Origin of the sequence: Mycolicibacterium brumae (assembly GCF_025215495.1) — a bacterium.
GTDB classification, from domain to species: Bacteria; Actinomycetota; Actinomycetes; order Mycobacteriales; family Mycobacteriaceae; genus Mycobacterium; species Mycobacterium brumae.
Genome location: NZ_CP104302.1, coordinates 910,777 through 933,917, shown reverse-complemented (window position 1 = coordinate 933,917; position 23,141 = coordinate 910,777). Strand labels below are relative to the sequence as shown.

Below are 23,141 nucleotides of genomic sequence, written 5' to 3'. Positions count from 1 at the left end.
AGGACAGGCTAGCCCGCCGGCAGGCGTCCGCGGGCCAACTCCTGAGCACGGTAATCATCGGCCAGCGCCGTGACCTCGGCCGGCAACGCGCCGGCGGCCACGTCGGCCAGCGACGTCTGCTCCAGCACCGCGCGCATGCTGGCCCGCAGCGCGCGCCACACGTCGGTCAGCACCGCCGTCGGCCCGGTGTAGGGCAGGTCCCCCAGACCCAGGTCACGCACGCTGGCCAGCGGCCCGTCGATACACCGCAGCACGTCGGCGATGCTGATGTCGGTGGCCGCCCGGGCGAGCGTGTAGCCGCCGTCGCGGCCCCGGTGGCTGCGCACCAGCCGGTCCGACCGCAACGCCGCCAGGATGTCGACCAGGAACTGCGGCGGGATCGCCTGTGCCCGGGCCAGGTCGTCGGTCTTGGTCACCGCCCCCGGTTCGGCGGCGGCGAGTTGGACCATCGCCCGCACGGCGTATTCCGCCTTGGCCGACATTCGCATGGCTGCCTCTTCTCGCCGCGGCCGGTCAGTCCCGGGGAAGGTCTTCGATCAGGTCGATCACCAGCCGGGCCTGCTCGTCGACGGTCGAGGCCGGTGTCAACCGCAGGTCCGGATCGGTGGGCTGCTGATACGGGCTGCCGATCCCGGTGAAGTCGCTGATCTGGCCGGAGCGCGCCTTGGCGTAGAGGCCCTTGGGGTCGCGGCTCTCGCAATCGGCCAGCGGCGTGTCGACGAACACCTCGTAGAAGTCGATGCCGGCCCGCTCGTGCACCGCCCGGGCGAGTGCCCGGTGCTCGGCCAGCGGGCTGATCACCGGGGCCAGCACCGTCACGCCCGCGTCGGCCATCAGGGTCGCGACGTGCGCGAGCCGGCGCAGATTCTCGGTCCGGTCCTCGGCGGTGAACCCGAGGTCGGCGTTGAGCCCCTGGCGCAGCGTGTCACCGTCGAGAACGTATGCGGGGCAACCGTGTTCGGCCAGCCGCTCGGCCACCCGGGTGGCGACCGAGGACTTGCCCGCACCGGACAGTCCGGTCAGCCAGACGGTGCGTCCCGCCGCCGACCGCTCCACCGTGGCGTCGTGCGCGCGGTGCGGCGCGACGCTGTTCTGCTCGACGGGCGCGGTGTCGCGGACCATGCCCGCGGCGACGGTGCCATTGGTGACCGGGTCGATCAGGATGAACGAGCCGGCCGCGGGGTTGCGGGAGTACTCGTCGAGCATCAGCGGCGCCTGGGTGCGCAGGCTGACCCGGCCGAGCTCGTTGAGCTGCAGTTCGGTGGCCGCTTTGTCGCGGTGCAGGGTGTTCACGTCGAGGCGGTAGCTCAAACCGGTCACCCGGGCCCGGGTGGTCCGGGTGGTGTGCTTGACGACGTATTCGCGGCCGGGCTCGAGCACGTCGGCGTCCGACATCCAGCAGATGGTGGCGTCGAATTCCGTTGTGACGGCGGGCTGATTGTCCGGCCGGGCCAGCATGTCACCGCGTGAGATGTCGATGTCGTCGGCCAGGCTGACCGACACCGCCATCGGCGGGAACGCCTCGTCGACCGGCCCGGTGGGGCTGTCGATCGCGGTGATGGTGCTGGTCCGGCCGACGGGCAGCACCACCACCTCGTCACCGGGGCGCAGCACGCCGCTGGCCACCGTGCCGGCGTAGCTGCGGTGATCGGCGTGCTCGTGAGTCTGCGGCCGGATCACATACTGCACCGGGAAGCGGGGGTCGGTGAGGTTGACGTCCCCGGCGATGGAGACCTGCTCCAGGTGGGTGAGCAGGGCGGGGCCGTCGTACCACGGCGTCTTGTCGGATTTGCTGACCACGTTGTCGCCGTTGAGCGCCGACAGCGGGATGGCGGTGACGTCGTGGATGTCCAGCCGAGCGGCGAAGGTGTTGAACTCGTCGCGGATCCAGCTGAACCGCTCCTGATCCCAGTCGATCAGGTCCATCTTGTTGACCGCGAGCACGATGTGCTGCACGCCCAGCAGCGACGCCAGGAACGCGTGCCGGCGGGACTGCTCCAGCAGGCCGTGGCGGGCGTCGACCAGCACGATCGCCAGCTGCGCGGTGGACGTCCCGGTCACCATGTTGCGGGTGTACTGGAGGTGGCCGGGCGTGTCGGCGATGATGAATTTTCTTGTGGCGGTGGCGAAGTAGCGGTACGCGACATCGATGGTGATGCCCTGCTCGCGTTCGGCGCGCAGGCCGTCGGTGACCAGCGCCAGGTCGGTGTAGTCGTTGCCGCGTTCCTTGGAGGTGCGTTCGACGGCGGCGAGTTGGTCCTCCATGACGGCCTTGGAGTCATACAGCAGCCGGCCGATCAGGGTGGACTTGCCGTCGTCGACCGACCCGGCGGTGGCAATCCGCAGCAGGGTGGTGGGCGCGGTGGTGGTGGGGGCGCTCATCAGAAGTAGCCCTCTCGTTTGCGGTCTTCCATGCCGGCTTCGGAGATCCGGTCGTCGGCGCGGGTGGCGCCGCGTTCGGTCAGCCGCGACACGGCGGTCTCTGCGATGACTTCCTCGACGGTGGCCGCGGTGGATTCCACGCAGCCGGTGCAGGTGACGTCGCCGACGGTGCGGAAGCGCACCGAGGTCTCGAAGACCCGCTCCCCCTCGCGGGGCTGCAGGTACTCGTGCACGGCCAGCAGCATGCCGTCGCGCTCGAACACCGTGCGGTTGTGCGCGTAGTAGATCGACGGCAGGGTGATGTCCTCCGCGCCGATGTAGGCCCAGATGTCGTATTCGGTCCAGTTCGACAGCGGGAACGCGCGGATGTGCTCGCCCTTGCGGTGCCGGCCGTTGTAGAGGTTCCACAGTTCGGGGCGCTGCGCCTTGGGGTCCCACTGGCCGAACTCGTCGCGGAAGCTGAACACCCGTTCCTTGGCGCGGGCCTTCTCCTCGTCGCGCCGCGCCCCGCCGAACGCGGCGTCGAAGGCGTTCTCGGCGATGCCGCGCAGCAGGGTGACGGTCTGCAGGGGGTTGCGCGACGGGCCGTTGTCGACCACCCGGCCGGCGTCGATGTCGTCCTGCACGCTGGCGACCACGAGGCGGATACCGTGCTGGGCGACCAGCGCGTCGCGGGTGGCGATGACCTCTTCGAAGTTGTGCCCGGTGTCCACGTGCATCACCGGGAACGGCAGCCGGCCCGGCGCGAACGCCTTGATGGCCAGGTGCAGCATGACGATGGAGTCCTTGCCCCCGGAGAACAGCAGGACGGGGCGTTCGAATTCGGCGGCCACCTCCCGGATGATGTGGATGGCTTCGGCTTCCAGGGCGCGCAGGTGGCTCAGTTCACGCGGCTCGGTCTGCGGGGGTGCGGTGGCGGGCGCATTCATGGCGACAATCAATCTCCGACAATGTTGGTCAGATTTACCTGATTAATGATATATGCCCGCTGCGGCCGGTCGGCACGGGGTCCGCGCCGACATCTCCTACCCTGGTCCGGGTGCAGGGATCCGGAGAGGGCGGCCGCCGATGACGCGGTTCCTGCTGCGCCGACTCCTCAACTACCTGTTGCTGCTGGTGCTGGCGTCGTTTCTGACCTATTGCCTGACCTCGCTGACCTTCTCCCCGCTGGACGCGCTGCTGCAGCGCAATCCGCGGCCACCGCAGGACGTCATCGACGCCAAGGCCGCCGAACTGCTGCTGGACCGGCCGATCCCGATGCGCTACCTGCATTGGGTGACCGGGGTGACCCACGGCGACTTCGGCACCACGGTCGCCGGGCACCCGGTGGCCGATGAACTGGGCCGGCGGATCGGGGTGAGCCTGCGGCTGCTGGTCATCGGCAGCGTGCTGGGGACCGTCACCGGGGTGCTGCTGGGCGCGTGGGGCGCGGTGCGCCAGTACCGGCTCTCGGACCGGGTGATCACCATCGTGTCGCTGCTGTTGCTGTCCGCGCCCACCTTCGTCATCGCGAACCTGCTGATCCTGGCCGCGCTGCAGGTGAACTCGGTGGCCGGCGTGCAGATCTTCGAGTACATCGGCGAGACCTCCCCGACGGTCGGCGGTGGCTGGTGGCCGCAGTTCGTGGACCGGGCGCAGCACCTGGTGCTGCCGTCGCTGACCCTGGCGCTGGTGGCGGCCGCCGGTTACAGCCGCTATCAGCGCAACGCGATGCTCGACGTGCTAGGCCAGGACTTCATCCGCACCGCGCGCGCCAAGGGCCTGACCCGGCGTCAGGCGCTGTTCAAGCATGGGCTGCGCACCGCGCTGATCCCGATGGCCACGCTGTTCGCCTACAGCGTCGGCGGCCTGGTCACCGGCGCGGTGTTCGTCGAGAAGATCTTCGGCTGGCACGGCATGGGCGAATGGGTGGTGCAGGGCGTGGCCACCCAGGACACCAACATCATCGCGGCGATCACGGTCTTCTCCGGCGCGGCCATCCTGGCCGCCGGGCTGCTGTCCGACATCGTCTACGCCGCGCTGGATCCCCGGGTGCGGGTGCGATGACCGTCACCGAACCCGCCGAGGAGGGCTTCACCTCCCGCCGCGCGCTGGTGCGCCGCCGGTTCCTGCGCAACCGGCCGGCGGTGGTGTCGCTGGTGCTGCTGGTCGCGATGTTCATCGCCTGCTACGCGCTGCCGTCGGTGCTGCCCTACAGCCACACCGACCTGGACTACTACAACCTGCAGCAACCACCGAGCGCGACGCACTGGTTCGGCACCAACGCCCTCGGCCAGGACATCCTGGCGCTGACGCTGCGCGGCATGCAGAAATCGATGCTGATCGGGTTGTGCGTGGCGGTCATCTCCACCGTCATCGCCGCCACCGTCGGCGCGATCGCCGGCTATTTCGGCGGCTGGCGGGACCGCACGCTGATGTGGATCGTGGACCTGCTGCTGGTGGTGCCGAGCTTCATCCTGATCGCCATCGTCACACCCCGGATCCACGGCGGTTCGACCATGCTCGCGCTGATCGTGCTGTTGTCGGCGTTCAGCTGGATGATCAGTTCGCGGATGGTCCGCGGGATGACGATGAGCCTGCGGGAGCGCGAATTCGTCACCGCCGCCCGCTATCTGGGGGTGCCGAACCGGCAGATCATCGTGCGTCACATCCTGCCCAACGTCGCCTCCATCCTGATCATCGACACCGCGCTGAACGTCGGACTGGCGATCCTGGCCGAAACCGGGCTGAGCTATCTCGGCTTCGGCATCCAACCGCCCGACATCTCGCTGGGCACGCTGATCGCCGACGGCACCCGATCGGCCACCACCTTCCCGTGGGTGTTCCTCTTCCCGGCCGGGGTGCTGGTGGCGATCGTGCTGTGCGCCAATCTGATCGGCGACGGGCTGCGCGACGCCGTCGACCCGGGATCGCAGCAGCTGCGCCGGGCCCGCGCGGGAGGCCGCCGGTGAGCCTGCTGGATGTCCGGGACTTGGCGGTCACCTTCCCGACCGACGGCGCCGCGGTGGCGGCGGTGCGCGGGGTGGACCTGAGCGTGGCCCCCGGCGAGGTGGTGGCCGTGGTCGGTGAATCCGGGTCGGGGAAATCCGCGTCGGCGATGGCGGTGATCGGCCTACTGCCGGAGTACGCCGAGGTCAGCGGCTCGGTCCGGCTGCGCGGCGAGGAGTTGCTTGGGCTCGACGACGCCGCCATGTCGGCGATTCGCGGCAAGGCCATCGGCACCGTGTTCCAGGATCCGATGTCGGCGCTGACGCCGGTCTACCCGGTCGGCGAGCAGATCGCCGAGGCCATCTGGACCCATAGCGATCTGCCCCGCCGGGAGTCGCGGCGGGCGGCCCGGCGGCGCGCGGTGGAACTGCTGGAGCTGGTCGGCATCAACGATCCGGAGCGGCGCGCCCGGGCCTTCCCGCACGAGCTCTCCGGCGGTGAGCGGCAGCGGGTGGTGATCGCCATCGCCATCGCCAACGACCCCGACCTGCTGATCTGCGACGAGCCGACCACCGCGCTCGACGTCACCGTGCAGGCCCAGATCCTCGACGTGCTCAAGACCGCGCGCGATGTCACCGGCGCCGGGGTGCTGATCATCACCCACGACCTGGGCGTGGTCTCCGAATTCGCCGACCGGGCGGTGGTGATGTACGCCGGGCGCGCGGTGGAGACCGCCCCGGTGGCCGAGCTCTACCCCACCCGGCGGATGCCCTACACCGCCGGACTGCTCGGGTCCGCGCCACGGCTGGACGCCCCGCAGGGCACCCGGTTGGTGCCCATCCCCGGGGCGCCGCCGAACCTGTCCGAGCCGCTGATCGGCTGCCCGTTCGAGCCGCGCTGCCCGCTGGCGATCGACGACTGCCGCAGCGCTGAACCTGACCTTCTGCCGGTGGGCCCCGACCACGGCGCCGCGTGCATCCGCACCGAGGAGGTCGCCGGCCGCAGCGCCGCCGATATCTACGGGGTGGCGACCGCGCCCGACGACCGCCCGGTCACCGCCGAACACGACGTCGTCATCGAGGTGGCCGACCTGGTGAAGTCCTATCCGGTGACCAAGGGCGCCGTGCTGCGCCGCACCGTCGGGGAGGTCCGCGCCGTCGACGGCATCAGCTTCGCGTTGCGCCGCGGCCGCACGCTCGGCATCGTCGGCGAATCCGGGTCCGGCAAGTCGACGACCCTGCACCAGATCCTGGAACTGCAAGCGCCACAATCGGGTTCCATCACGGTGCTCGGCCACGATGTCGCGGAACTGACCAACGCCGGCCGCCGCGCGCTGCGCAAGGATATCCAAGTGGTGTTCCAGGACCCGGTGGCGGCGCTGGACCCGCGGCTGCCGGTCTCCGACGTGCTGGCCGAACCGCTGGCGGCGCACGGCTATTCGAAGGCCGACACGGTCTATCGGGTGGCCGAGCTGCTGGAGCTGGTGGGTCTGAATCGCCGCGACGCCGGGCGCTACCCGGCCGAATTCTCCGGCGGCCAGAAGCAGCGGATCGGCATCGCGCGGGCGTTGGCGCTGCAGCCGCAGATCCTGGTGCTCGACGAGCCGGTGTCGGCGCTGGACGTGTCGATCCAGGCTGGCATCCTGAATCTGCTGCTGGATCTGCAGCACCGCCTGGGGCTGTCGTATCTGTTTGTCTCGCACGATCTTTCGGTGGTCAAGCACCTCGCCCACGATGTGGTGGTGATGCATCGCGGGGTGATCGTCGAGCAGGGCCCGGCCGAGCGGGTCTACGCCGACCCCCAGCACGACTACACCCGCAAGCTGCTGGCGGCGGTGCCGGGCGGCGAGCGCGGTCAGCCTTCGTAGCGGACCTCGGCGGCCGGTTTGTCCGGGCGCAGGCCGCGCCAGCTGGAGTGCCGCAACCGGCCATCGGCGGTGCGCTCGCCGTAGCGCACCTCCCCGACCAGCGTCGGCGTCACGAACGTCACCCCGACCGCCTCGGGTCCGGTGAGCTCGGTGCTGAACGGGTTCTCCTGGGCGCTCAGCGGGTCCAGCAGTTCGGAGAGCCGGCTCAGGTCCTTCTCGGTGAACCCGGTGCCCACCCGTCCGGCGTAGGCCAGTCCTTCGTCGTCCGGGATGCCCATCAGCAGCGCGCCGATCCGCCCGGCCCGGCCGTTGTCGCCCACCCGCCAGCCACCGATCACCACGTCCTGGGTCTTCCAGTTCTTGTCCTTGAGCCAGGACGCCGACCGCCGGCCCGGCTGATACGTCGAATCCCACTTCTTGGCGATGACGCCTTCCCAACCGCGGTCCCGGGACACCTCCAGCGCCTGCGCCCCGTCCCCGTCGAGTTGCGGGGGCACAACCAGAGTCGTGCCCTGGGTCAGGGTTTCCAGCAGCTTTCGGCGGTCCCGCAGTTTCGCTTTCAGCAGCGATCGTCCGTCCAGGTAGAGAATGTCGAAGGCCCAGAACGCGATTGGTGTCGCGGCGGTCCGGTTCTGCAGCGCGCCCAGCGACGGTGTCCCGTCGTCGCCCAGAGCCACCACCTCACCGTCGAGCAGCACGTGGTGCTCGGTCAGGTCGGCGGCCAGGTCCCGCAGCTGGGGGAATTCGGCGGTGACCATCCGGCCGGTGCGCGACCGCAATGTCACCGTGCCGTGGTCGGCGTCCACCAGCATCCGGTGGCCGTCCCACTTGCCTTCGAAAGCCCACTGTGCCGCTTTGAGTTTGGCCACCGAGCCGGGGGTGGCGAGCATCGGCGCGAGGTCGGCGGGCGCGGGTTGCGGCTGGTCCTTGGTGCGGTGCGCCAGCCAGTTCTTGCCGCCGGTTTGAATCAGCGCGTAGCGCCCGGTGACCTTCGAGCCGTGCAGGTTGACGATCACCTCCCCGCCCTCGCCGTCGTCGCGGAACTTCTCGGTGTCATAGGTTCCGGAGTCCCAGATGATCACCTTCCCGGCGCCGTACTCGCCCTTGGGGATGTCGCCTTCGAAGCCGCCGTACTCCAGCGGGTGGTCCTCGGTGTGCACCGCCAGGTGGTTGACCGCCGGGGTCATCGGCAGATTCTTCGGGATGGCCCAGCTCACCAGCACCCCGTCGCGCTCCAGCCGGAAATCGAAGTGCAGCCGGCGGGCGTGGTGTTCGTGGATGACGAAGCTGTTCCCCGCGCCCGGGGTGGGTGGCTGCTGCGGAACCGGTTCTGGGGTGCGGGTCCCGTCGCGCATGGAACGGTAGACGCTGAGCCGGTCGCCTTGAATGTCGCTGTCCAGGCCCTCCAGCAGGTCTCCGTCGCGGGCCACGCGTTCGAGCACCTCGTCGAAACGCAACTGCCGCAGGCCCGGATCGTCGAGTTCGTCCCAGGTGCGCGGGGCCGCGACGGTCGGGGTGGGCCGACCGCGCAGCGAGTACGGCGCGACGGTGGTTTTCGATCCGCTGTTCTGGCTCCAGTCCAGGAACACCTTGCCGGCCCGCTGACTCTTGGCCATCACCGCGGTGACCTGCGACGGCATATCGGATTCCAATTGCTGGGCAATGCGTTTGGCCAGCACCGTCGCGCCGTGTGAGCTGACCGGTTCGGCGAACGGCGCGTAGAGGTGCAGGCCCTTGCTGCCGCTGGTCACCGGGTAGGCGGTCAATCCGATATCGGACAACATCGCCCGCACCGCGCGGGCGACCGTCGCCAACTGCGCCATGTCGACGTCCTCGCCCGGGTCCAGGTCGAACACCAGCCGGGTCGCCGGCCCGTGCACGGTGTCGACGAATCTCCATTGCGGCACATGGACTTCCAGCGCTGCCTGCTGAGCGATCCACGCCAGCGCGTCGACGCTGTCGATGATCGGGTACACCGTCACACCGCTGCGATGGTTCAGCGACCCGCGATGCAGCCAGGCCGGCGCCGAGGAGGCCAGCTGCTTCTCGAAGAACGCCGGATGATCGACGCCGTTGGGCCAGCGTTTGCGGGTGGCGGGCCGGCCGGCGATGTGCGGCAGCATCACCTCGGCGACGGTCGTGTAATAGCGGTAGACCGCGGCCTTATCGGCGCCGGTCTCCGGATACAGCACCTTCTCGGCGTTGGTCAGCGTGACCTTCGGCTCCTGTGAACCCATTGCGATCAAACCTATACCTCCCCTCTCCGCTGCAATACTGGTGTTATGCGGTCCATTTGGAAGGGCTCGATCGCCTTCGGCCTGGTCAACGTGCCGGTGAAGGTGTACTCGGCGACCGAGGACCACGACCTGAAGTTCCACCAGGTGCACGGCAAGGACAACGGCCGCATCCGCTACAAGCGGGTCTGCGAGGAATGCGGCGAGGTGGTCGAGTTCCGCGACATCGCGCGCGCCTACACCGCCGAGGACGGCCAGTCGGTGGTGATCACCGACGAGGATCTGGCGAACCTGCCCGAGGAGCGCAGCCGCGAGATCGAGGTGCTGGAGTTCGTGCCGGCCAGCCAGATCGACCCGATCCTCTATGACCGCAGCTACTTCCTGGAGCCCGACAGCAAGTCGACGAAGTCCTACACGCTGCTGGCCCGGACGCTGGCCGAGGCCGAGCGGGTGGCGATCGTGCATTTCTCGCTGCGCAACAAGACCCGGTTGGCGGCGCTGCGGGTGATGGACTTCTCCAAGCGCGAGGTGATGGTGGTGCACACCTTGCTGTGGCCCGACGAGATCCGCGACCCGGACTTCCCGGCGCTGGACACGCCGCCGGAGGTCAAACCCGCGGAGCTGAAGATGGCCGGTCAGGTGGTCGACTCGATGGCCGCGGACTTCGAGCCGGAGCAGTTCCACGACGACTATCAGGAGCAACTGCGTGAGCTGGTGGCCGCCAAGCTTTCCAGCGGCGAATCGTTCACCATCGAGGAGCACACCACCGACCTCGACGAGAGCGACGACGTGTCGGATCTGCTGGCGAAACTGGAGGCGAGCGTCAAGAAGCGGGGCGCGAAGTAACATCGGGTGCCATGTGGCTACGACGGGGGTTGTACGCGATTGTCCTCAGCTCGCTGGTGCTGACCGGGTGCTCGGGCGGCTCGACCGACCCGTTGTCGGCCGGCGGGACCGCCGAGGTGGGCAGCACCGGCGACATCAACCCGCACGAGGTGTCCGAGTTGGCCCCCGGCGGCCAACTGCGGCTCGCGCTGACCGGATACCCGGAGAACTTCAACACCCTGCAGCTCGACGGCAACAACGCCGATGTCAACAAGATTCTGCGGCCCACCATGCCGCGGGCGTTCCGGCTCGGCCCGGACGGGTCCGCCGAGGTCGACACCAACTACTTCACCAGCGTCGAGCTGACCAGCACCGACCCGCAGGTGGTCACTTACACGATCAACCCGAAGGCGGTCTGGTCCGACGACACGCCGATCACCTGGGAAGACATCAAATCCCAGGTCGAGGCGACCAGCGGGAAGAACAAGGCGTTCAACATCGCCAGCACCAACGGCAACGAGCGGGTCGCCACCGTCACCCGGGGCGTCGACGACCGCCAGGCCGTCATCACCTTCGCCAGCCACCATTCCGACTGGCGCGGCATGTTCGCCGGCAACTCCTCGCTGCTGCCCAAATCGGCGACCTCGGACCCGGAAGTGTTCAACACCGGGTTCCTGACCAAGCCGCCGGTGTCGGCCGGGCCGTTCATCGTCTCCGGCATCGATCAGACCGCTCAGCGGATCACCTTGACCCGCAACCCGAAGTGGTGGGGACCGCAGCCGGTGCTGGAGTCCATCACCTATCTGGTCCTCGATGACGCGGCGCGGCTGCCGGCGCTGCAGAACAACACCATCGACGCGACCGGCCTCGGCGACCTCGATGAGATGACCATCGCCCGCAACACCGCGGGCGTCGCGATCCGCCGGGCCCCGGCGCCGCAGTGGTACCACCTGACCTTCAACGGCGCGCCCGGGTCGATCCTGGCCGACAGGGCGCTGCGATTGGCCGTCTCCAAGGGCATCGACCGCACCCTGATCGCCAATGTCACCCAGCGCGGGCTCACCGACGACCCGCAGCCGTTGAACAACCACGTCTTCGTCCGCGGCCAGGAGGGCTATCAGGACAACAGCGAGGTGGCGGCGTTCAACCCGGAGCAGGCCCGCGCCGAACTCGACGCGCTCGGCTGGATGCTCAACGGCCAGTTCCGGGAGAAGGACGGCAAGCAGCTGGTGTTGCGCAACGTCATCTACGACGCCCAGGGCCCCAAGAACGTCGCACAGATCGTGCAGAACAGCCTGGCCCAGATCGGGGTGAAGGTCGAATTGCGGCCCAAACCGGGCAACGGCTTCTTCTCCAAGTTCGTCATCCCCGGCGACTTCGACCTGGCCCAGTTCAGTTGGGTGGGTGACGCGTTCCCGTACGCCAGCCTGAACCAGATCTTCGCCGCGGGTGGCGAGTCCAACTTCGGCAAGATCGGCAGCCCGGCGATCGACGCCAAGATCGAGGAGATCCTCGACGAGCTGGATCCCGCCAAGGCGCGGGTGCTGGCCAACGAGCTCGACCAGCTGATCTGGGCCGAAGGATTCAGCCTGCCGCTGACCCAGACGCCCGGGAACATGGCCGTCCGGGACAACCTGGCCAACTACGGCCCGGCCGGCCTGGGCGACCTGGACTACACCAAGATCGGCTTCCTCAAGTAGTCCGCGTCCTCGGCGTCGGGATGGCGCTCCGGCGTCAAGTCGATCCGGTGCGCGGCGGCGATGCCCGCGAACCGCTCCGGTGAGCAGGTCAGCACGATCACCTGGCCGTCGGCGCCCACCAGATCGAAGACCTCGGCCATCCGCGCCAGTCGGCCCGGATCGCTGAATCCCAACGCGTCGTCGATGAGGACCGGCACGGTGTCGTCGGCGGCGACCAGCGCGGCCACCGCCAGCCGGGCGATGATCCCGAGCTGTTCCTTCGCGCCGCCGGACAGCGACTCGTAGCCGACGGTGCGCCCGTCCAGGGTGCGGCTGCGGATCCGCAGGTCGCTGTCCACCTCGACCTCGAAGGATTCGCCGAACACTCCGCGGCCCAACCGCTGCACCTCGGCGCGGAAGGGCTCCACGTAGCGCGCCCGGGTGTTGTCCCGGTGTCTGCCCATCACCGACCGCAACGTCTGCACGGCCAGCGCCCGGTCCCGGGTGCGGGCATGCGCGGAGCGGGCATGCGCGGCGGCGGTCGCCGCCTCGTCCAGCCGGCTGGTGCGGCCCTCCCCACCGAACACGGCGAGTTCGACGGTGATGTCGCGCAGCGCCTGCCGCAGCTCGGCGATCCGGCGGTCCAGCCCGTCGACCGCGTCGCGCGCGGTCCGCAGTTCCTCGGCGACCCGCGCCGGGCCCGCCTCGGCCAGCTGCTGCTGTAGCGCGGTGACGCGCGCCGCGGCGCGCTGCGACTCCGACGCGGCGGCGGCTGCGGCCGCGGCCAGTTGTTCGTCGGCCGTCGTGGACCGGGCGGCGGCCAATCGGGCGGCGGCCGCGTCGCGTTCGTCGCGGGCGGCGGTGCGGCGCTCCTGGGTGGTGGCGCTGCGCTGCTCACACGCGGCGCGCCCCGCCACGGCCTGATCGGCCGCCCGGCGGGCGGTGTCGACGGCCCGGTTCGCCGCGGCCAGCGCGTCGGCGGCGGCGGTCTCGGCGGCGCGGGCGGCCGCCAGGCTCAGGTCGTCGTGAGACGCCGCGCACTCGGCGTCCAGCTCGGCGCGCCGTCGGCGCAGCTCATCGACGTGATCGCCGGACCGCAACCCGTCCAGGGTCGCGCGCAGCGCGTCGGCGCGGGCGCGGCACTCCCGGCGGCGGGCGTCCAGCTCGGTGGCCGCCGCCAGGTCGGCGACTCCGGCCGTGCTCAGCAGTTCGGCCAGCCGGGCTTGCGCGGCGAGCAGTTCGGCGTGGCTGTCGGCGGCCGAACCGCCGGGGATGATCCGGGCGGTCAGCACACCGGGCGCCCGCAGGTCGGCGGCGTCGGCGACCGCGAACTCGCGGGTCTCACCGGCCGTCAGCCGCGCCGGCTGCCCGGCGATCAGCAACTCGATGTCGGCTTCGGCGCTCACCTGCACGACGGTGGCGGCCAGGTCGGCGGCGGCGCGCGCGATCCGGACCTCGGCGTCGGCGTCGCGAATCCGGCGGACATCGGAGTCGGTCAGTGTGATGGCCGACAGTTCGGCGGTGACGGCGGCCAGGTCGGCCTCGGCGGCGTCGATCCGGCGCAGCCGCTCGGTCAGCCGACGGTGCTCGTCGCGCCGGCGTAGCGCCTCGGTGACCGCGCGGGCCGATTCGGCGGCGGCGGTCGCGGCGATCCGGGACTGCTCGGCGGATTCGAGGTCCGCCAGGGCGGCTTCGGCGGCCGCCCGGGCGGGTGCGGTCAGCGCCGCGGCTTCGGCCACGGCGGCCTCGGCGGCGGCCACCGCGGCTTCCCGGCGGGTCAGCTCGTCCCGCAGCGCGGCGCGCTCGGCGGCCGCGGCTGCGGCGGTCGCCGCGGTCAGCCGCGCGTCCTTGGCCTCGCGCTCGGCGGTGTCGAGCCCGTCGACGATTTCGGCGACCTGTTCGGCGGCGGCCTGCGCCGCGGCGGCTCGCCGCTCGGCGGCGGGCCGGGCGGCCTCCAGTTCGGCGAGTTGCGCGCTGCGCTCGGTGTGGGTGTCCAGGCGTTGCTCGACCTCGTCGACGGCGGCCCGACAGCGGGCCTCCTGCTGCTCGGCGTCGGCCAGCGCGCTGATCGCGGCGGCCCATTCGCCGGTGGGCCGGCCGGTGCCGGTGAAGTAGCGGCGGTACTCGGCGTCGATCTGCTCGATCAGCGCCGGATTCACCGTCGATGATTGCCCGTCGTCGCCGCGGCCCGCCGCCAGGTCGAGTGCCCGGGACAGCGCGTCGCAGTCCGACAGGTCCACCGGGGTGGTCGAGGTCGCCTGCAGCACCCGCTGCGCCCGCCACAGTCCGGTGTCCATGGTCTGGGCGAGCATGGTCTGCACCCGCTCGTGCGCCTCGTCGCCGGTGAGCTGCTCACGCGCCGGCTCCAGCACGGTCAGCACGGTTTCGGGTTTCTTGTGGAACCGCTTGCGGTACACGAAACGGTAAGGGCCGGTGCTGATTTCGGCTTCGACCTGGGCGCCGACGTCGGCGTGGGTGGGCTTGACGGCCTTGACGTCCTTGCTCGCCGAGCGGTCCTTGTACTCCAGCAGCAGGTCCAGCGCCTCGATCAGCGAGGACTTGCCGACCTCGTTGGCGCCGGTCACCACGGTGACGCCACGGTCGGCGAACTCGATGTCGCGGTGGTCGACGCCGCGGTAGTCGGTCAGGGTCAGTCGGTGGAGTCTCATCGGGGGGCCCTCACGCCGCGCCCTTGGCCAGCCGGAGCAGCAGCGCCAACGCGCCCTGGGCGGTGTGCGCGGCCGCCGGGTCACCGGAGCGCGCGGTGGCGACCAGCTCATCGACCGCGTCAACCGCGAACCCGCCGAATCCGAGGTCGGAGAACTCCCCGTCGGCCGGCAGCACCGCCAGATCGCAGTGCGTGTCCCACAGGTCCAACCAGGCGAACAACCGACCGCGGCGGTACACCAGATCGTCGAGGTCGGCGCGCTCGCTGACACCGAGGGTGCCGGTCAGCTCCAGGCGCACCACCGTACGTTCCTTGTCCGCCAGATTGTCGAGCTCGATGCCGAGGTCGGTGATATCGCGGACACCGTCCATCTCGCGGCGCAGGGTGATGAACCGCCACGATCCCACCCGGTGGTTGGTCACCGCCACCGGATGAGCCGGATCGTCGTCATCGACATCGACCAGCAGCACGTGCCCGGGATCGGGTTCGATGTCGTCGAAGTTGGTCACCTCGGGGGCGCCCGAGTACCAAACCCGGCCACTGTCACCGACCCGAGTGCGGGAGTGCTTGTCCCCCAACGCAACGTAGTGGATGTCGCCGCGGGACAGCGCGTCTTCGAGCGGGCCGAGCCGGATCAGCGCCGGGTTGTTCGGATCGGGGTCGAGCCGGTCCACCCCACCGTGGGCCACCAGGATCCGCACCGCCGGCTCGTCGGGCAGACCGGCCAGCGCCGCGGCGGCTAGGTCCGCGGTGGGGCGCTTGGAGCGCCACGGCGCGGCGACGATCTGCAGGCCCGGCCGCACCTCGAACACCCCGCTGCGGTCCAGAACGGTGACATTGTCCGGGCGTTCGGCGCTGAACAGCCCGCTGGTGTACACCGACGCGGCGTCCAGCGGATCGTGGTTGCCGGGCAGCAGATACACCGGCACGCCGATGCCGCGGATAGCCTCCAACGACTTGCTCACCACGCTCGCGTCGAGCTGGTTGGACTCGAACACGTCGCCGGAGACGACGATGAACTCGGCGCCGGTCTGCGCGGCCAGCGCGCCCAGTCCGGCGACCACGTCGCGGCGGGCCGCGGAGTACCGGGGCTGCGCCTCTCCGGCCAGGAAATGCCTGGTCATGCCGAGTTGCCAGTCGGCGGTGTGCAGAAACCGCGTCACGTGCCGTCCCTCCCCTGGCTGATCTGTTTCACTTGCCTGGCGAGTCTAAAACTCCATACCGACAAGTCCCGGGTGCCGCGCCCCGGCGCCGTCTACCCTGACCGGGTGAGCGACCAACAACGCACCCTCGTCCTGCTGCGGCACGCCAAGTCGGACTACCCGATCGGGGTGCCCGACCACCAGCGGCCGCTGGCCGCGCGGGGGATCCGGGAAGCCGGACTGGCCGGCGATTGGCTGCGCTCGCCCGCCGGACCGCACCCGCCGGTTCAGGGCGTGCTCTGTTCGACGGCCACCCGAACGCGGCAGACGCTGGAACGAACCGGCGTCGCCGCTCCGGTGGAGTTCGTCGACGAGCTCTACGGCGCCGGCCCCGGCGCGGTGATCCAGGTGATCAATGAACTCGACGCCGACGCCCTCGGCGGTGACCCGCAGACCCTGCTGGTCGTCGGGCACGAACCAGCGATGAGCTCAGTGGCGCTGATCCTGTCCGGCGCTCCCGGCACCAGCGCGGCGGCGGTCGACCGGATCACGGTGAAGTACCCGACCTCGGCCATGGCGGTGCTGCGCTTCACCGGTGAATGGTCCGCCCTGGAGCCGCACTCGGCCGCCCTGGTCGGCTTCCACATCCCCCGCTGAGGCCTCCTGAATCGGCAGAAGCCGGCCGGAGGGTCGTCGGCGCATCGCCGGCGCATCGAGTGAGAACCTGTGGCGGCTTGTGAGAGCTGGTGGCGGGGTGGTTCATCGAGTGAGGCGTCAGGTAGGCGTTTGAGAACTGAGGTAGCTCGGTGAGACGTGAGGGCGGTGAGCTTCATTGAGTGAGACATACGGGTGGGGGTTACTCGAACAACGTGTCCCTAGATTCTCACTCGATGCAGAACGCCGCCCTGGTGTCTCACTCGCATCCCTGACGTCTCACTGACGTACCTGGTTCCTCACTCGATGAGCGCCCCCGCCCTCACGTCTCACTGACGTCCAAGAGGTCTCACTCAATGCGGTGACCCTCGACCAGGAACGCGTCGCGCGCTCGTTCCTCGCTTGCTCGTCGAGTCAGGCGGTGCTGACGCGCCTGACCTCTTCCTCGCCTCGTTCCTCGGCTCGTCGAGTCAGGCGGTGCTGACGCGCCTGACCTCTTCCTCGCCTCGTTCCTCGGCTCGTCGAGTCAGGCGGAGGTCTGGAGGGTGAGCTCCATCAGCTTGAGCGCCTGCGCGCACGCGTCCACGCCCGGCGCCTGCGGGCTGACCCACCAGCCGACCACGCCGCCGGCGTCGCTGGCGACACCGCAGGAACCATTGGGGTCATTGGGGCGCATGACGATCGAGGCGACCCCGGCCACCGAACGCGATTCGACCTGATAGTTCAGGAAGTCGGCGACGTCCTGCTCGTGGTCCAGGTTGCCCTGCTCGAACCAGAACCGGGTGATGTCGATCAGCACGCCGCTGTTGTTCAGCGCCTGCCAGCGGCAGATCGCGCCGACGAAGGTGCTCATGATGTTCAGCGGGTCGGCTTCGACCGAGGTGGCCAGCACGTCGGAGGTCAGCACATCGCACTCTTTGAGCAGGTTCGGGTAGGTCTCCTCGGCGGTGTTGTTCCGCGGCCCGGCGCCTGCCTTGTTCGCGGTTCCGTCCACCGCGCGGGTGCAGCCGGTGACCAGGGCGGCGGCCGACAGCACGACGGCCGCCCCGACGGCGATCTTCTTGCCCGCGCTCGGGCGGGTCGTCTGCGAGGCGCTCATTGCGAGTTCCGAATCGATTGTGCGGTCAGTTCTTTCGCCACTTCGCAGGGGTCGGGGAATGGTTCGGCGGCGAAGCTGACCGACCACTCGATGAAGTCGTCGTCGAACTGGATGCCGATCTCGCACAGGCTGGTGCCGCCGATCGCGATGAACCCGTCGTAGCCCTCGATGGTGATGTCTTCGACGCTGTCGCGCGACAGTTCTTCGGTCTTGCGTTCCCGCCCGATCGGGCTGTTGCGGAACCAGCTGAAGGAGAAGTGCGGGCCGAGGATGCCGCCGCCCTGCAGCCACTGGCAGCCGACGGAGGTCTTGGCGGTGTTGACCAGGCCGGCCACCTCGGTGAGCTGCCCGACGGTCTCGTCGCTGACGCCGCCGCATTCGGGGAACATCGGACCGGACTGCATCTCGGTTTGTTCCTCGGCCGGCCCGGATCCGGGGTCCTCACCGCCGGAATTGTCCGGCGAGCACGCCGCGATCATCGGCAGCACGGCCAGCGCCGCGACGGCCAGCGCCTTCCCGACGGTCACCGCGGGTGTCCAGTGGTCAGCACGCGCTGCGGCCTTGATGCGTTGGTCACAGCAGTCACTGTAGCCGCAGCCCCGGTGCGCAACCAGCAGAAGTCCCACTGACCAGCCACGTTGCCGTGTCGAATCAGGCGGTCCGCTCTGGCGCGGCGACGTCGCCGCCGCCCACCCCCTGGCGGCGCACCCGGTGCAGCCGCGTTTCGCCCCGGATGCCCTTGAGCTTGCGGTGTCCGACGTAGGTCCAGGCGTAGTCCTGCAGATGCGCGAGCCGGTCCCGCAGTGTCTCGGCCACCAGCACCGATCCGGGCCGGGCCACCGCGGTGACGCGACTGGCCAGATTGACCGGACTGCCGAACCAGTCCCCCGAGCGGCCGACCGCCGGCCCCCAGGCCATCCCGACCCGCAACTGCGGCAACTCGGGTTCGGCCTCGGCCCGTTCGACGAACTCCATCAATACGTGCAGCAGGGCCTCGGGATCGGGGCTGACCAGCATCACCGCGTCCCCGATGGTCTTGACCAGCCGGACCGGCGGTTCGATGACCTCGCGGACCAGATCCGCCAGGCGCAGCGCGATCTGCTCGACATCCTCCGGCGATCGGGCCTCCCCGAACCGGGTGAAGTCGACGAGGTCGGCGAAGGCGACCGCGATCTCCCGCGCCCCCGGCCGGGCGCCCTGGGCGCGTTCGGCCTCGGTGACGGCCTCGATCTCCAGGGAGTGCCGCAGCTTCAGCATGACCAGGCCGGTGATCATCGGGCCGAGGGTGGGTTCGGCCGCCTGCATGGTCTGCCGGCCGCGCTGCGCGATATCCAGTTCGGTGGCGCCCGGGTGCATGATCAGTCCCAGCGAGGCATTGCGCATCTGCTCGGCGACCGCGGTCAGCGCCTCGGACAGCACCCGGGTGATCCGCACCAACTCGTCGGGGTCGTAGCCCGAATCGAGATAGAAGCGCACGATGGCGGTGGTTTCGCCGTCGGCGCGCAGATACGCCTTCGCATCCGGGTCCAGCGCGTGCGGCAGGCCCATCGCCCGCATCATCCGCTCCTGGAACTCCATGTCCAGGCCGGTGGATTCGGCGAGCTCGCGCAGACTGACCCGTTGCCCGTCGTCGCCGATCACCCGGCGCGCCGGCAGCAGCACCGGCGACGCGGTCGCGCCGATCGACTCGATGGTCTCGCCGTTGTCCAGCAGCCAGCTGATCAACTCGGCGCGCTCCTCGCGAGCCTTGCCGCTCAACCCGTCGAGCAGCGTTGAGTTCTCGATCCGCGGATCCACCTGCACGTCGCCCAAGTTACCGCCGACGGCGGTCCCACCGGCCGCGAATCAGCTGATCGTCGGCCGTCGGCGCGCCCACGGCCGGTCAGCTTCGATCTCGGCGCTGAGAGACAGCAGGGTGGCTTCGTCGTAGGGCCGGCCGACAAGCTGGATCGACATCGGCAACCCGGCCCGATCCAGACCCCACGGCAACACCGCGGCGGGCTGGCCGGTCACGTTGAACATGGCCTGGAACGGAACGCGCGCGGAGACCATCGCCATCGTGGTGACCGCCCCGAGCCGGCGGTAAGCGCCCACCTTCGACGGTCCGGTGGCGGTTCCGGGTGTGATGACCACATCGACGTCGTCGAAGATCGCGTTGATCCGCGCGGAGATGCGTTCTTCTCCGGCAAGGATTTTCGCCAGCCGGGCGTCGGAGACCAGTCCGCCGATGCGCGCCACCCCGCGGGTCCGGGTGTCCAGCCGCTCGGGGTGCGGCAATGCCTGCACGGCGTCGTAGACGCCTCGGTACATCCGCGGCAGCAGATGCCCGTAGGCGGCGGTCGTCGGGTAGTCGATCTCGCGTTCGATGACCTGGTGGCCGAGTTCGCGCAGCAGGTCGCCGGCCTGACGCACGGCGGCGCGCTGCTCGGGGTCGCGGTGCGCGGTGATCGTCGGCGGCGCCTTGAAGCTCAACGCGATCCGCAGCCGCTGCGGAGGATGCGCGGTGGCAGCCAGGAATCCGCCCTTCGGGCGGGGCATCGCGGTGTCGCCGGTGACGTCGAGGAACAATGCGGCGTCCTCGACGGTCCGGGTCAACGGTCCGAGCGTCGCCAGTCCGCACCAGCCGTCGACCATCGGCGCGGTGGGGACCCGGTCGCGCTGCGGTTTGATGCCGTAGAGCCCACACCAGGTCGCCGGGATCCGGATGGAGCCGGCCCCGTCGGAGCCGAGCGCGAACGGGGCCAGGCCCGCGGCCACCGCGGCTCCGCTGCCGCCGCTGCTGCCGCCGGGGGTGCGGCTGGCGTCCCAGGGGTTGCGGGTGGCGCCGAAGGACACCGATTCGGTGAACGGCCAGACCATCATCTCCGGGACCGCGGTCTTGCCGAGGATGATCGCGCCCGCGGCCCGCAACCGCGTCACCACCTCGGCGTCGGCGGTGACCGCCGGCCCGGCGGCATTGCTGCCGTAGGTGGTGAGCTGTCCCGCGACGTCGGTGTCGTCCTTGATCGCGATGGGCACGCCCAACAGCGGCGCGGTCTCCCCGTCGTCGATCCGCTGCTGCGCCTGCGCGGCGGCGCGTCGGGCTTCGTCGGCCATCACCACCCGGTAGGACCGCAGTTCGGGCTCCAGCCGCGCGATGCGCTCCAGGTACAGCTCGGTCAGCGCCGGCGCGGTGACAGCGCCGCTTCGCAGCAACCGCGCCTGCTCGGCTGCTCCGGCGAATGCCAGGTCGATGGAGTCCACCGTCGCAACTTTAACCGGAGGCTACGGTGAGGCCATGTCGTGTGTGTTCTGCGAGATCGTCGCCGGAGACGCCCCGGCCATCCGGGTGTACGAGGACGACGCCCACCTGGCCTTCCTCGATATCCGTCCGATGGTGCGCGGGCACACCCTGGTCATCCCCAAGGCGCACAGCGTGGACATGACCGACACCCCGGCGCAGACGCTGGCCGGGATGATGGCCATCGGGCAGCGGGTCGCGTTGGCTGCGCGCGCCTCCGGATTGCACGCCGACGGCAGCAACCTCGTCATCAATGACGGCAAGGCGGCGTTTCAGACGGTGTTCCACATCCATCTGCACGTCGCCCCGCGCCGCCGTGGGGACAAGCTGAGCTTCGCCAAGGGCGTGCTGTTACGCCGCGACCCCGATCGCGAACGGCACGGCCGGCTGCTCCGCGAGGCGATCGAGGGTCTCTGAATCCGATTGTCTCACAACAGTTCCTGCGCCAACAGCGCGAGGGTCTGCGTCCGCGCCGGCGCGCTGTCGGCGGGTGTGCCGCGCAGCGCGGAGCCGACCGGGTTGATCATCACCTCGTCGACGCCGAACGTCTCGGCCAGCGCGCGCAGCTGATCGGCGGCTTCGGCCGGTGTGCCGACGACCCCCGCGGCGCCACCGGCCTGGATCGCCGCGCGTTCGGCGGCGCTGATCTCCACCTGTTCGGCGTCTTCGACCAGCAGCAGTTGCGGGATCGGCTTGCCGCCGCGCAGCCAGGCCATCATCAGCCGGTTCGGCAGGGCCAGCCGCTCGGCCTCCGCGCGGGTGGGGGCGACCGAAGCGTTGACGGTCAGGAAGGTCTGCGGCGCCGGGGTGTGCGCGCTGGGTGTGAACTCCTCGCGATAGACCGCCAGCGCCTCCGCGGTGCCCCGGCCCGCGAAGTGATGGGCGAACACGTACGGCAGCCCCTTGGCCGCGGCCAGCCGCGCCGAGTACAGCGAGGACCCGAGCAGCCAGATGCGGGGGCGGCCGTCGGCGACCGGGGTGGCGCGCAGGGTGTAGTCCCGGCCGCCGGTGAGCTCGACGCGGGCGCCGTTCGGGCTCATCAGCGCGTCGACCTCGTCGACGTACTCCGGGAACGCCTCCAGGTGGCGTCGTTCGGCGTGTGCGTCCAGGCTCCACCCGCGCATCGCCGCCGAGGTCACCGGGTCCGAGCCGGGGGGGCGGCCGATGCCGAGGTCGATGCGGCCCGGAGCCGCGGCCTCGAGCAGGGCGAACTGCTCGGCGACGGCCAGCGGGGCGTGGTTGGGCAGCATCACCCCGCCGGACCCCAACCGGATCCGCGACGTCTGGGCGGCCAGGTAGCCGATCAGCACCGGCGGGCTGGTGGCCGCCACCGGCGCCATGTTGTGGTGCTCGGCGAGCCAGTACCGGGTGTAGCCGAGTTCGTCGGCGGCGCGAGCCAGCGTGACGGTGGCCGCCAGCGCGTCGGCGCTGCGCTGATCGGAGCGCACTGGAACCAGGTCGAGGACAGAAAGGCGCATTAGCGGTGCAACGCCGCGGGGGCCGCTGCGCTTCCCGGCTCGCTCACCAGCCGGCGAGTTGTTTGCCGGTGGCGAACACGTCGTCGAGCATGGCGGGGGTGAGCCGGCCGGTGAACATGTTCTGCTGGCTGGGGTGGTAGCAGCCGAGCAGACTCAGCCCCGGATCCAATTCGGCGACGACGCCGTGGCCGAATTTCGGTTTGGGGCCGCTGCGTCGATCGGCCAGCAGGTTCAGCGCGACACCCCAGGCGAATCCGCCGAGGGGCACCACCACCCGCACATCGGCGCTGATCAGCTGCCATTCGGCCGCCAGCCACGGAGCGCAGGTCTGACGCTCGGCCGGCGTCGGCGCGTTCGCCGGCGGCGCGCAGCGCACCGGTGAGCTGATCCGCACGCCATGGGCGGTCAACCCGTCCGCGGCGTCGACGCTGTCCGGCGCGCTGACCAGCCCGGCCCGGTACAGCGCCGCGAACAGTTGGTCCCCGGACCGGTCGCCGGTGAAGATCCGACCGGTCCGGTTGGCGCCGTGCGCGGCCGGGGCCAGCCCGACGACGAAGATCCGGGGCCGCTCGTCGCCCCAGCCCGGAACCGGCCGACCCCAGTACGGCTGGCCGGCGAAGGCCCGGCGTTTCTGCACGGCCACCTGCTCGCGCCAGTCGACCAGGCGCGGACACGCCCGGCAGACGCTGATCCGGGCGTCCAACTCGCCGAGGGTGGCAGGTTTCGCCAATCGGCGCACCGCGGGCGCGGTTGCCGCCACCGGCGTCAGCGCCGTCGCGGGGTCGCCGGGCCAGCCCGCCCCGGCCGGGGCCGGCGAGGCGAACAATTGGCCGGTCCGCGGGTGCGGCAGCATCTCCGTCGTCATCACCGCCGATTCTGCTCCCGGGGCCCCACGGCCATCGGCG

At 70.3% G+C, this 23,141-nt stretch carries 19 protein-coding genes; 7 read left to right on the top strand and 12 right to left on the bottom strand.

Annotation, left to right across the window (positions count from 1 at the left end):
* Positions 1-8: 8 nt before the first annotated feature.
* The 3 genes from L2Z93_RS04780 to cysD are packed head-to-tail and all read right to left on the bottom strand — an operon-like array spanning position 9 to position 3,311.
* A complete protein-coding gene (locus L2Z93_RS04780) occupies positions 9-488 on the bottom strand; it encodes an Rrf2 family transcriptional regulator (RefSeq protein WP_090586867.1) in 480 nt (159 codons plus the stop codon).
* 25 nt (positions 489-513) lie between these two features.
* A complete protein-coding gene (gene cysC, locus L2Z93_RS04775; protein WP_090586869.1) occupies positions 514-2,382 on the bottom strand; it encodes a sulfate adenylyltransferase subunit CysN in 1,869 nt (622 codons plus the stop codon).
* The gene (cysD, locus tag L2Z93_RS04770; protein WP_090586871.1) at positions 2,382-3,311 is read right to left on the bottom strand and encodes a sulfate adenylyltransferase subunit CysD; all 930 of its coding nucleotides are present in this window, start codon (positions 3,309-3,311) and stop codon (positions 2,382-2,384) included. Before cysD ends, cysC begins: the two co-directional genes overlap by 1 nt.
* Positions 3,312-3,450: 139 nt before the next feature.
* Here cysD and L2Z93_RS04765 point away from each other — a divergent pair, with 139 nt between their 5' ends.
* The 3 genes from L2Z93_RS04765 to L2Z93_RS04755 are packed head-to-tail and all read left to right on the top strand — an operon-like array spanning position 3,451 to position 7,177.
* Positions 3,451-4,428, top strand: coding sequence for an oligopeptide ABC transporter permease OppB (locus tag L2Z93_RS04765; RefSeq protein ID WP_090586874.1), 978 nt, complete (start codon positions 3,451-3,453; stop codon positions 4,426-4,428).
* Entirely contained in the window at positions 4,425-5,333 is a 909-nt protein-coding gene (locus L2Z93_RS04760; RefSeq protein ID WP_090586877.1) for an oligopeptide ABC transporter permease OppC, read from the top strand. Before L2Z93_RS04765 ends, L2Z93_RS04760 begins: the two co-directional genes overlap by 4 nt.
* Positions 5,330-7,177, top strand: a complete 1,848-nt coding sequence (locus tag L2Z93_RS04755; RefSeq protein ID WP_090586880.1) for an oligopeptide ABC transporter ATP-binding protein OppD — start codon at positions 5,330-5,332, stop codon at positions 7,175-7,177. The genes L2Z93_RS04760 and L2Z93_RS04755 overlap by 4 nt, the downstream gene beginning before the upstream one ends.
* Here the strand turns inward: L2Z93_RS04755 and L2Z93_RS04750 are convergent.
* Positions 7,165-9,414 (bottom strand): ATP-dependent DNA ligase, encoded by a 2,250-nt coding sequence (locus L2Z93_RS04750; RefSeq protein ID WP_090586884.1) that lies wholly within the window; start codon positions 9,412-9,414, stop codon positions 7,165-7,167. The two genes, L2Z93_RS04755 and L2Z93_RS04750, sit on opposite strands and share 13 nt — an antisense overlap.
* A gap of 45 nt (positions 9,415-9,459) precedes the next feature.
* Between L2Z93_RS04750 and ku the strand changes: the two genes are divergently transcribed.
* Both ku and L2Z93_RS04740 read left to right on the top strand, forming a co-directional pair.
* Positions 9,460-10,257 carry a non-homologous end joining protein Ku gene (gene ku / locus L2Z93_RS04745; protein ID WP_090586886.1) on the top strand — a complete coding sequence of 266 codons (798 nt, stop codon included), beginning with the start codon at positions 9,460-9,462 and terminating at the stop codon, positions 10,255-10,257.
* Between the two features lie 11 nt (positions 10,258-10,268).
* Positions 10,269-11,936: an oligopeptide ABC transporter substrate-binding protein OppA gene (locus L2Z93_RS04740; RefSeq protein ID WP_090586889.1), complete on the top strand. Its 1,668-nt coding sequence runs from the start codon at positions 10,269-10,271 to the stop codon at positions 11,934-11,936.
* Here the strand turns inward: L2Z93_RS04740 and L2Z93_RS04735 are convergent.
* Both L2Z93_RS04735 and L2Z93_RS04730 read right to left on the bottom strand, forming a co-directional pair.
* Positions 11,909-14,584, bottom strand: coding sequence for an AAA family ATPase (locus tag L2Z93_RS04735; RefSeq protein ID WP_090586892.1), 2,676 nt, complete (start codon positions 14,582-14,584; stop codon positions 11,909-11,911). The two genes, L2Z93_RS04740 and L2Z93_RS04735, sit on opposite strands and share 28 nt — an antisense overlap.
* Positions 14,585-14,594: 10 nt before the next feature.
* The gene (locus L2Z93_RS04730; protein ID WP_260575505.1) at positions 14,595-15,746 is read right to left on the bottom strand and encodes a metallophosphoesterase family protein; all 1,152 of its coding nucleotides are present in this window, start codon (positions 15,744-15,746) and stop codon (positions 14,595-14,597) included.
* Between the two features lie 105 nt (positions 15,747-15,851).
* Here L2Z93_RS04730 and L2Z93_RS04725 point away from each other — a divergent pair, with 105 nt between their 5' ends.
* On the top strand, positions 15,852-16,382 hold the full coding sequence (locus tag L2Z93_RS04725) for a SixA phosphatase family protein (RefSeq protein ID WP_090586991.1): 531 nt from the start codon (positions 15,852-15,854) through the stop codon (positions 16,380-16,382).
* A gap of 523 nt (positions 16,383-16,905) precedes the next feature.
* Here the strand turns inward: L2Z93_RS04725 and L2Z93_RS04720 are convergent.
* The 4 genes from L2Z93_RS04720 to L2Z93_RS04705 all read right to left on the bottom strand — a co-directional run bounded on the left by L2Z93_RS04720 (position 16,906) and on the right by L2Z93_RS04705 (position 20,721).
* Entirely contained in the window at positions 16,906-17,478 is a 573-nt protein-coding gene (locus L2Z93_RS04720; RefSeq protein WP_090586894.1) for a DUF3558 domain-containing protein, read from the bottom strand.
* On the bottom strand, positions 17,475-17,957 hold the full coding sequence (locus L2Z93_RS04715) for a DUF3558 domain-containing protein (protein ID WP_090586993.1): 483 nt from the start codon (positions 17,955-17,957) through the stop codon (positions 17,475-17,477). Before L2Z93_RS04715 ends, L2Z93_RS04720 begins: the two co-directional genes overlap by 4 nt.
* 172 nt (positions 17,958-18,129) lie before the next feature.
* On the bottom strand, positions 18,130-19,281 hold the full coding sequence (locus L2Z93_RS04710; protein ID WP_306439046.1) for an adenylate/guanylate cyclase domain-containing protein: 1,152 nt from the start codon (positions 19,279-19,281) through the stop codon (positions 18,130-18,132).
* A 42-nt stretch (positions 19,282-19,323) separates the two neighbouring features.
* Positions 19,324-20,721: an amidase gene (locus tag L2Z93_RS04705; RefSeq protein ID WP_090586900.1), complete on the bottom strand. Its 1,398-nt coding sequence runs from the start codon at positions 20,719-20,721 to the stop codon at positions 19,324-19,326.
* A 34-nt stretch (positions 20,722-20,755) separates the two neighbouring features.
* Between L2Z93_RS04705 and L2Z93_RS04700 the strand changes: the two genes are divergently transcribed.
* The gene (locus tag L2Z93_RS04700; protein ID WP_090586902.1) at positions 20,756-21,175 is read left to right on the top strand and encodes an HIT family protein; all 420 of its coding nucleotides are present in this window, start codon (positions 20,756-20,758) and stop codon (positions 21,173-21,175) included.
* Positions 21,176-21,186: 11 nt separating this feature from the next.
* On the opposite strand, the gene L2Z93_RS04695 is transcribed toward L2Z93_RS04700, so the two are convergent.
* Positions 21,187-22,236: an LLM class flavin-dependent oxidoreductase gene (locus L2Z93_RS04695; protein ID WP_090586905.1), complete on the bottom strand. Its 1,050-nt coding sequence runs from the start codon at positions 22,234-22,236 to the stop codon at positions 21,187-21,189.
* 43 nt (positions 22,237-22,279) lie between these two features.
* On the bottom strand, positions 22,280-23,089 hold the full coding sequence (locus L2Z93_RS04690; RefSeq protein ID WP_090586996.1) for a uracil-DNA glycosylase: 810 nt from the start codon (positions 23,087-23,089) through the stop codon (positions 22,280-22,282).
* Positions 23,090-23,141: the final 52 nt, after the last annotated feature.

Excerpts from the sequence above, each read along its gene's own strand:
- L2Z93_RS04780 (WP_090586867.1), bottom strand. The coding sequence starts at position 488 with ATGCGAATGTCGGCCAAGGCGGAATACGCCGTGCGGGCGATGGTCCAA.
- cysC (WP_090586869.1), bottom strand. The coding sequence starts at position 2,382 with ATGAGCGCCCCCACCACCACCGCGCCCACCACCCTGCTGCGGATTGCC.
- cysD (WP_090586871.1), bottom strand. The coding sequence starts at position 3,311 with ATGAATGCGCCCGCCACCGCACCCCCGCAGACCGAGCCGCGTGAACTG.
- L2Z93_RS04765 (WP_090586874.1), top strand. The coding sequence starts at position 3,451 with ATGACGCGGTTCCTGCTGCGCCGACTCCTCAACTACCTGTTGCTGCTG.
- L2Z93_RS04760 (WP_090586877.1), top strand. The coding sequence starts at position 4,425 with ATGACCGTCACCGAACCCGCCGAGGAGGGCTTCACCTCCCGCCGCGCG.
- L2Z93_RS04750 (WP_090586884.1), bottom strand. The coding sequence starts at position 9,414 with ATGGGTTCACAGGAGCCGAAGGTCACGCTGACCAACGCCGAGAAGGTG.
- ku (WP_090586886.1), top strand. The coding sequence starts at position 9,460 with ATGCGGTCCATTTGGAAGGGCTCGATCGCCTTCGGCCTGGTCAACGTG.
- L2Z93_RS04740 (WP_090586889.1), top strand. The coding sequence starts at position 10,269 with ATGTGGCTACGACGGGGGTTGTACGCGATTGTCCTCAGCTCGCTGGTG.
- L2Z93_RS04735 (WP_090586892.1), bottom strand. The coding sequence starts at position 14,584 with ATGAGACTCCACCGACTGACCCTGACCGACTACCGCGGCGTCGACCAC.
- L2Z93_RS04720 (WP_090586894.1), bottom strand. The coding sequence starts at position 17,478 with ATGAGCGCCTCGCAGACGACCCGCCCGAGCGCGGGCAAGAAGATCGCC.
- L2Z93_RS04715 (WP_090586993.1), bottom strand. The coding sequence starts at position 17,957 with ATGATCGCGGCGTGCTCGCCGGACAATTCCGGCGGTGAGGACCCCGGA.
- L2Z93_RS04700 (WP_090586902.1), top strand. The coding sequence starts at position 20,756 with ATGTCGTGTGTGTTCTGCGAGATCGTCGCCGGAGACGCCCCGGCCATC.
- L2Z93_RS04695 (WP_090586905.1), bottom strand. The coding sequence starts at position 22,236 with ATGCGCCTTTCTGTCCTCGACCTGGTTCCAGTGCGCTCCGATCAGCGC.
- L2Z93_RS04690 (WP_090586996.1), bottom strand. The coding sequence starts at position 23,089 with ATGCTGCCGCACCCGCGGACCGGCCAATTGTTCGCCTCGCCGGCCCCG.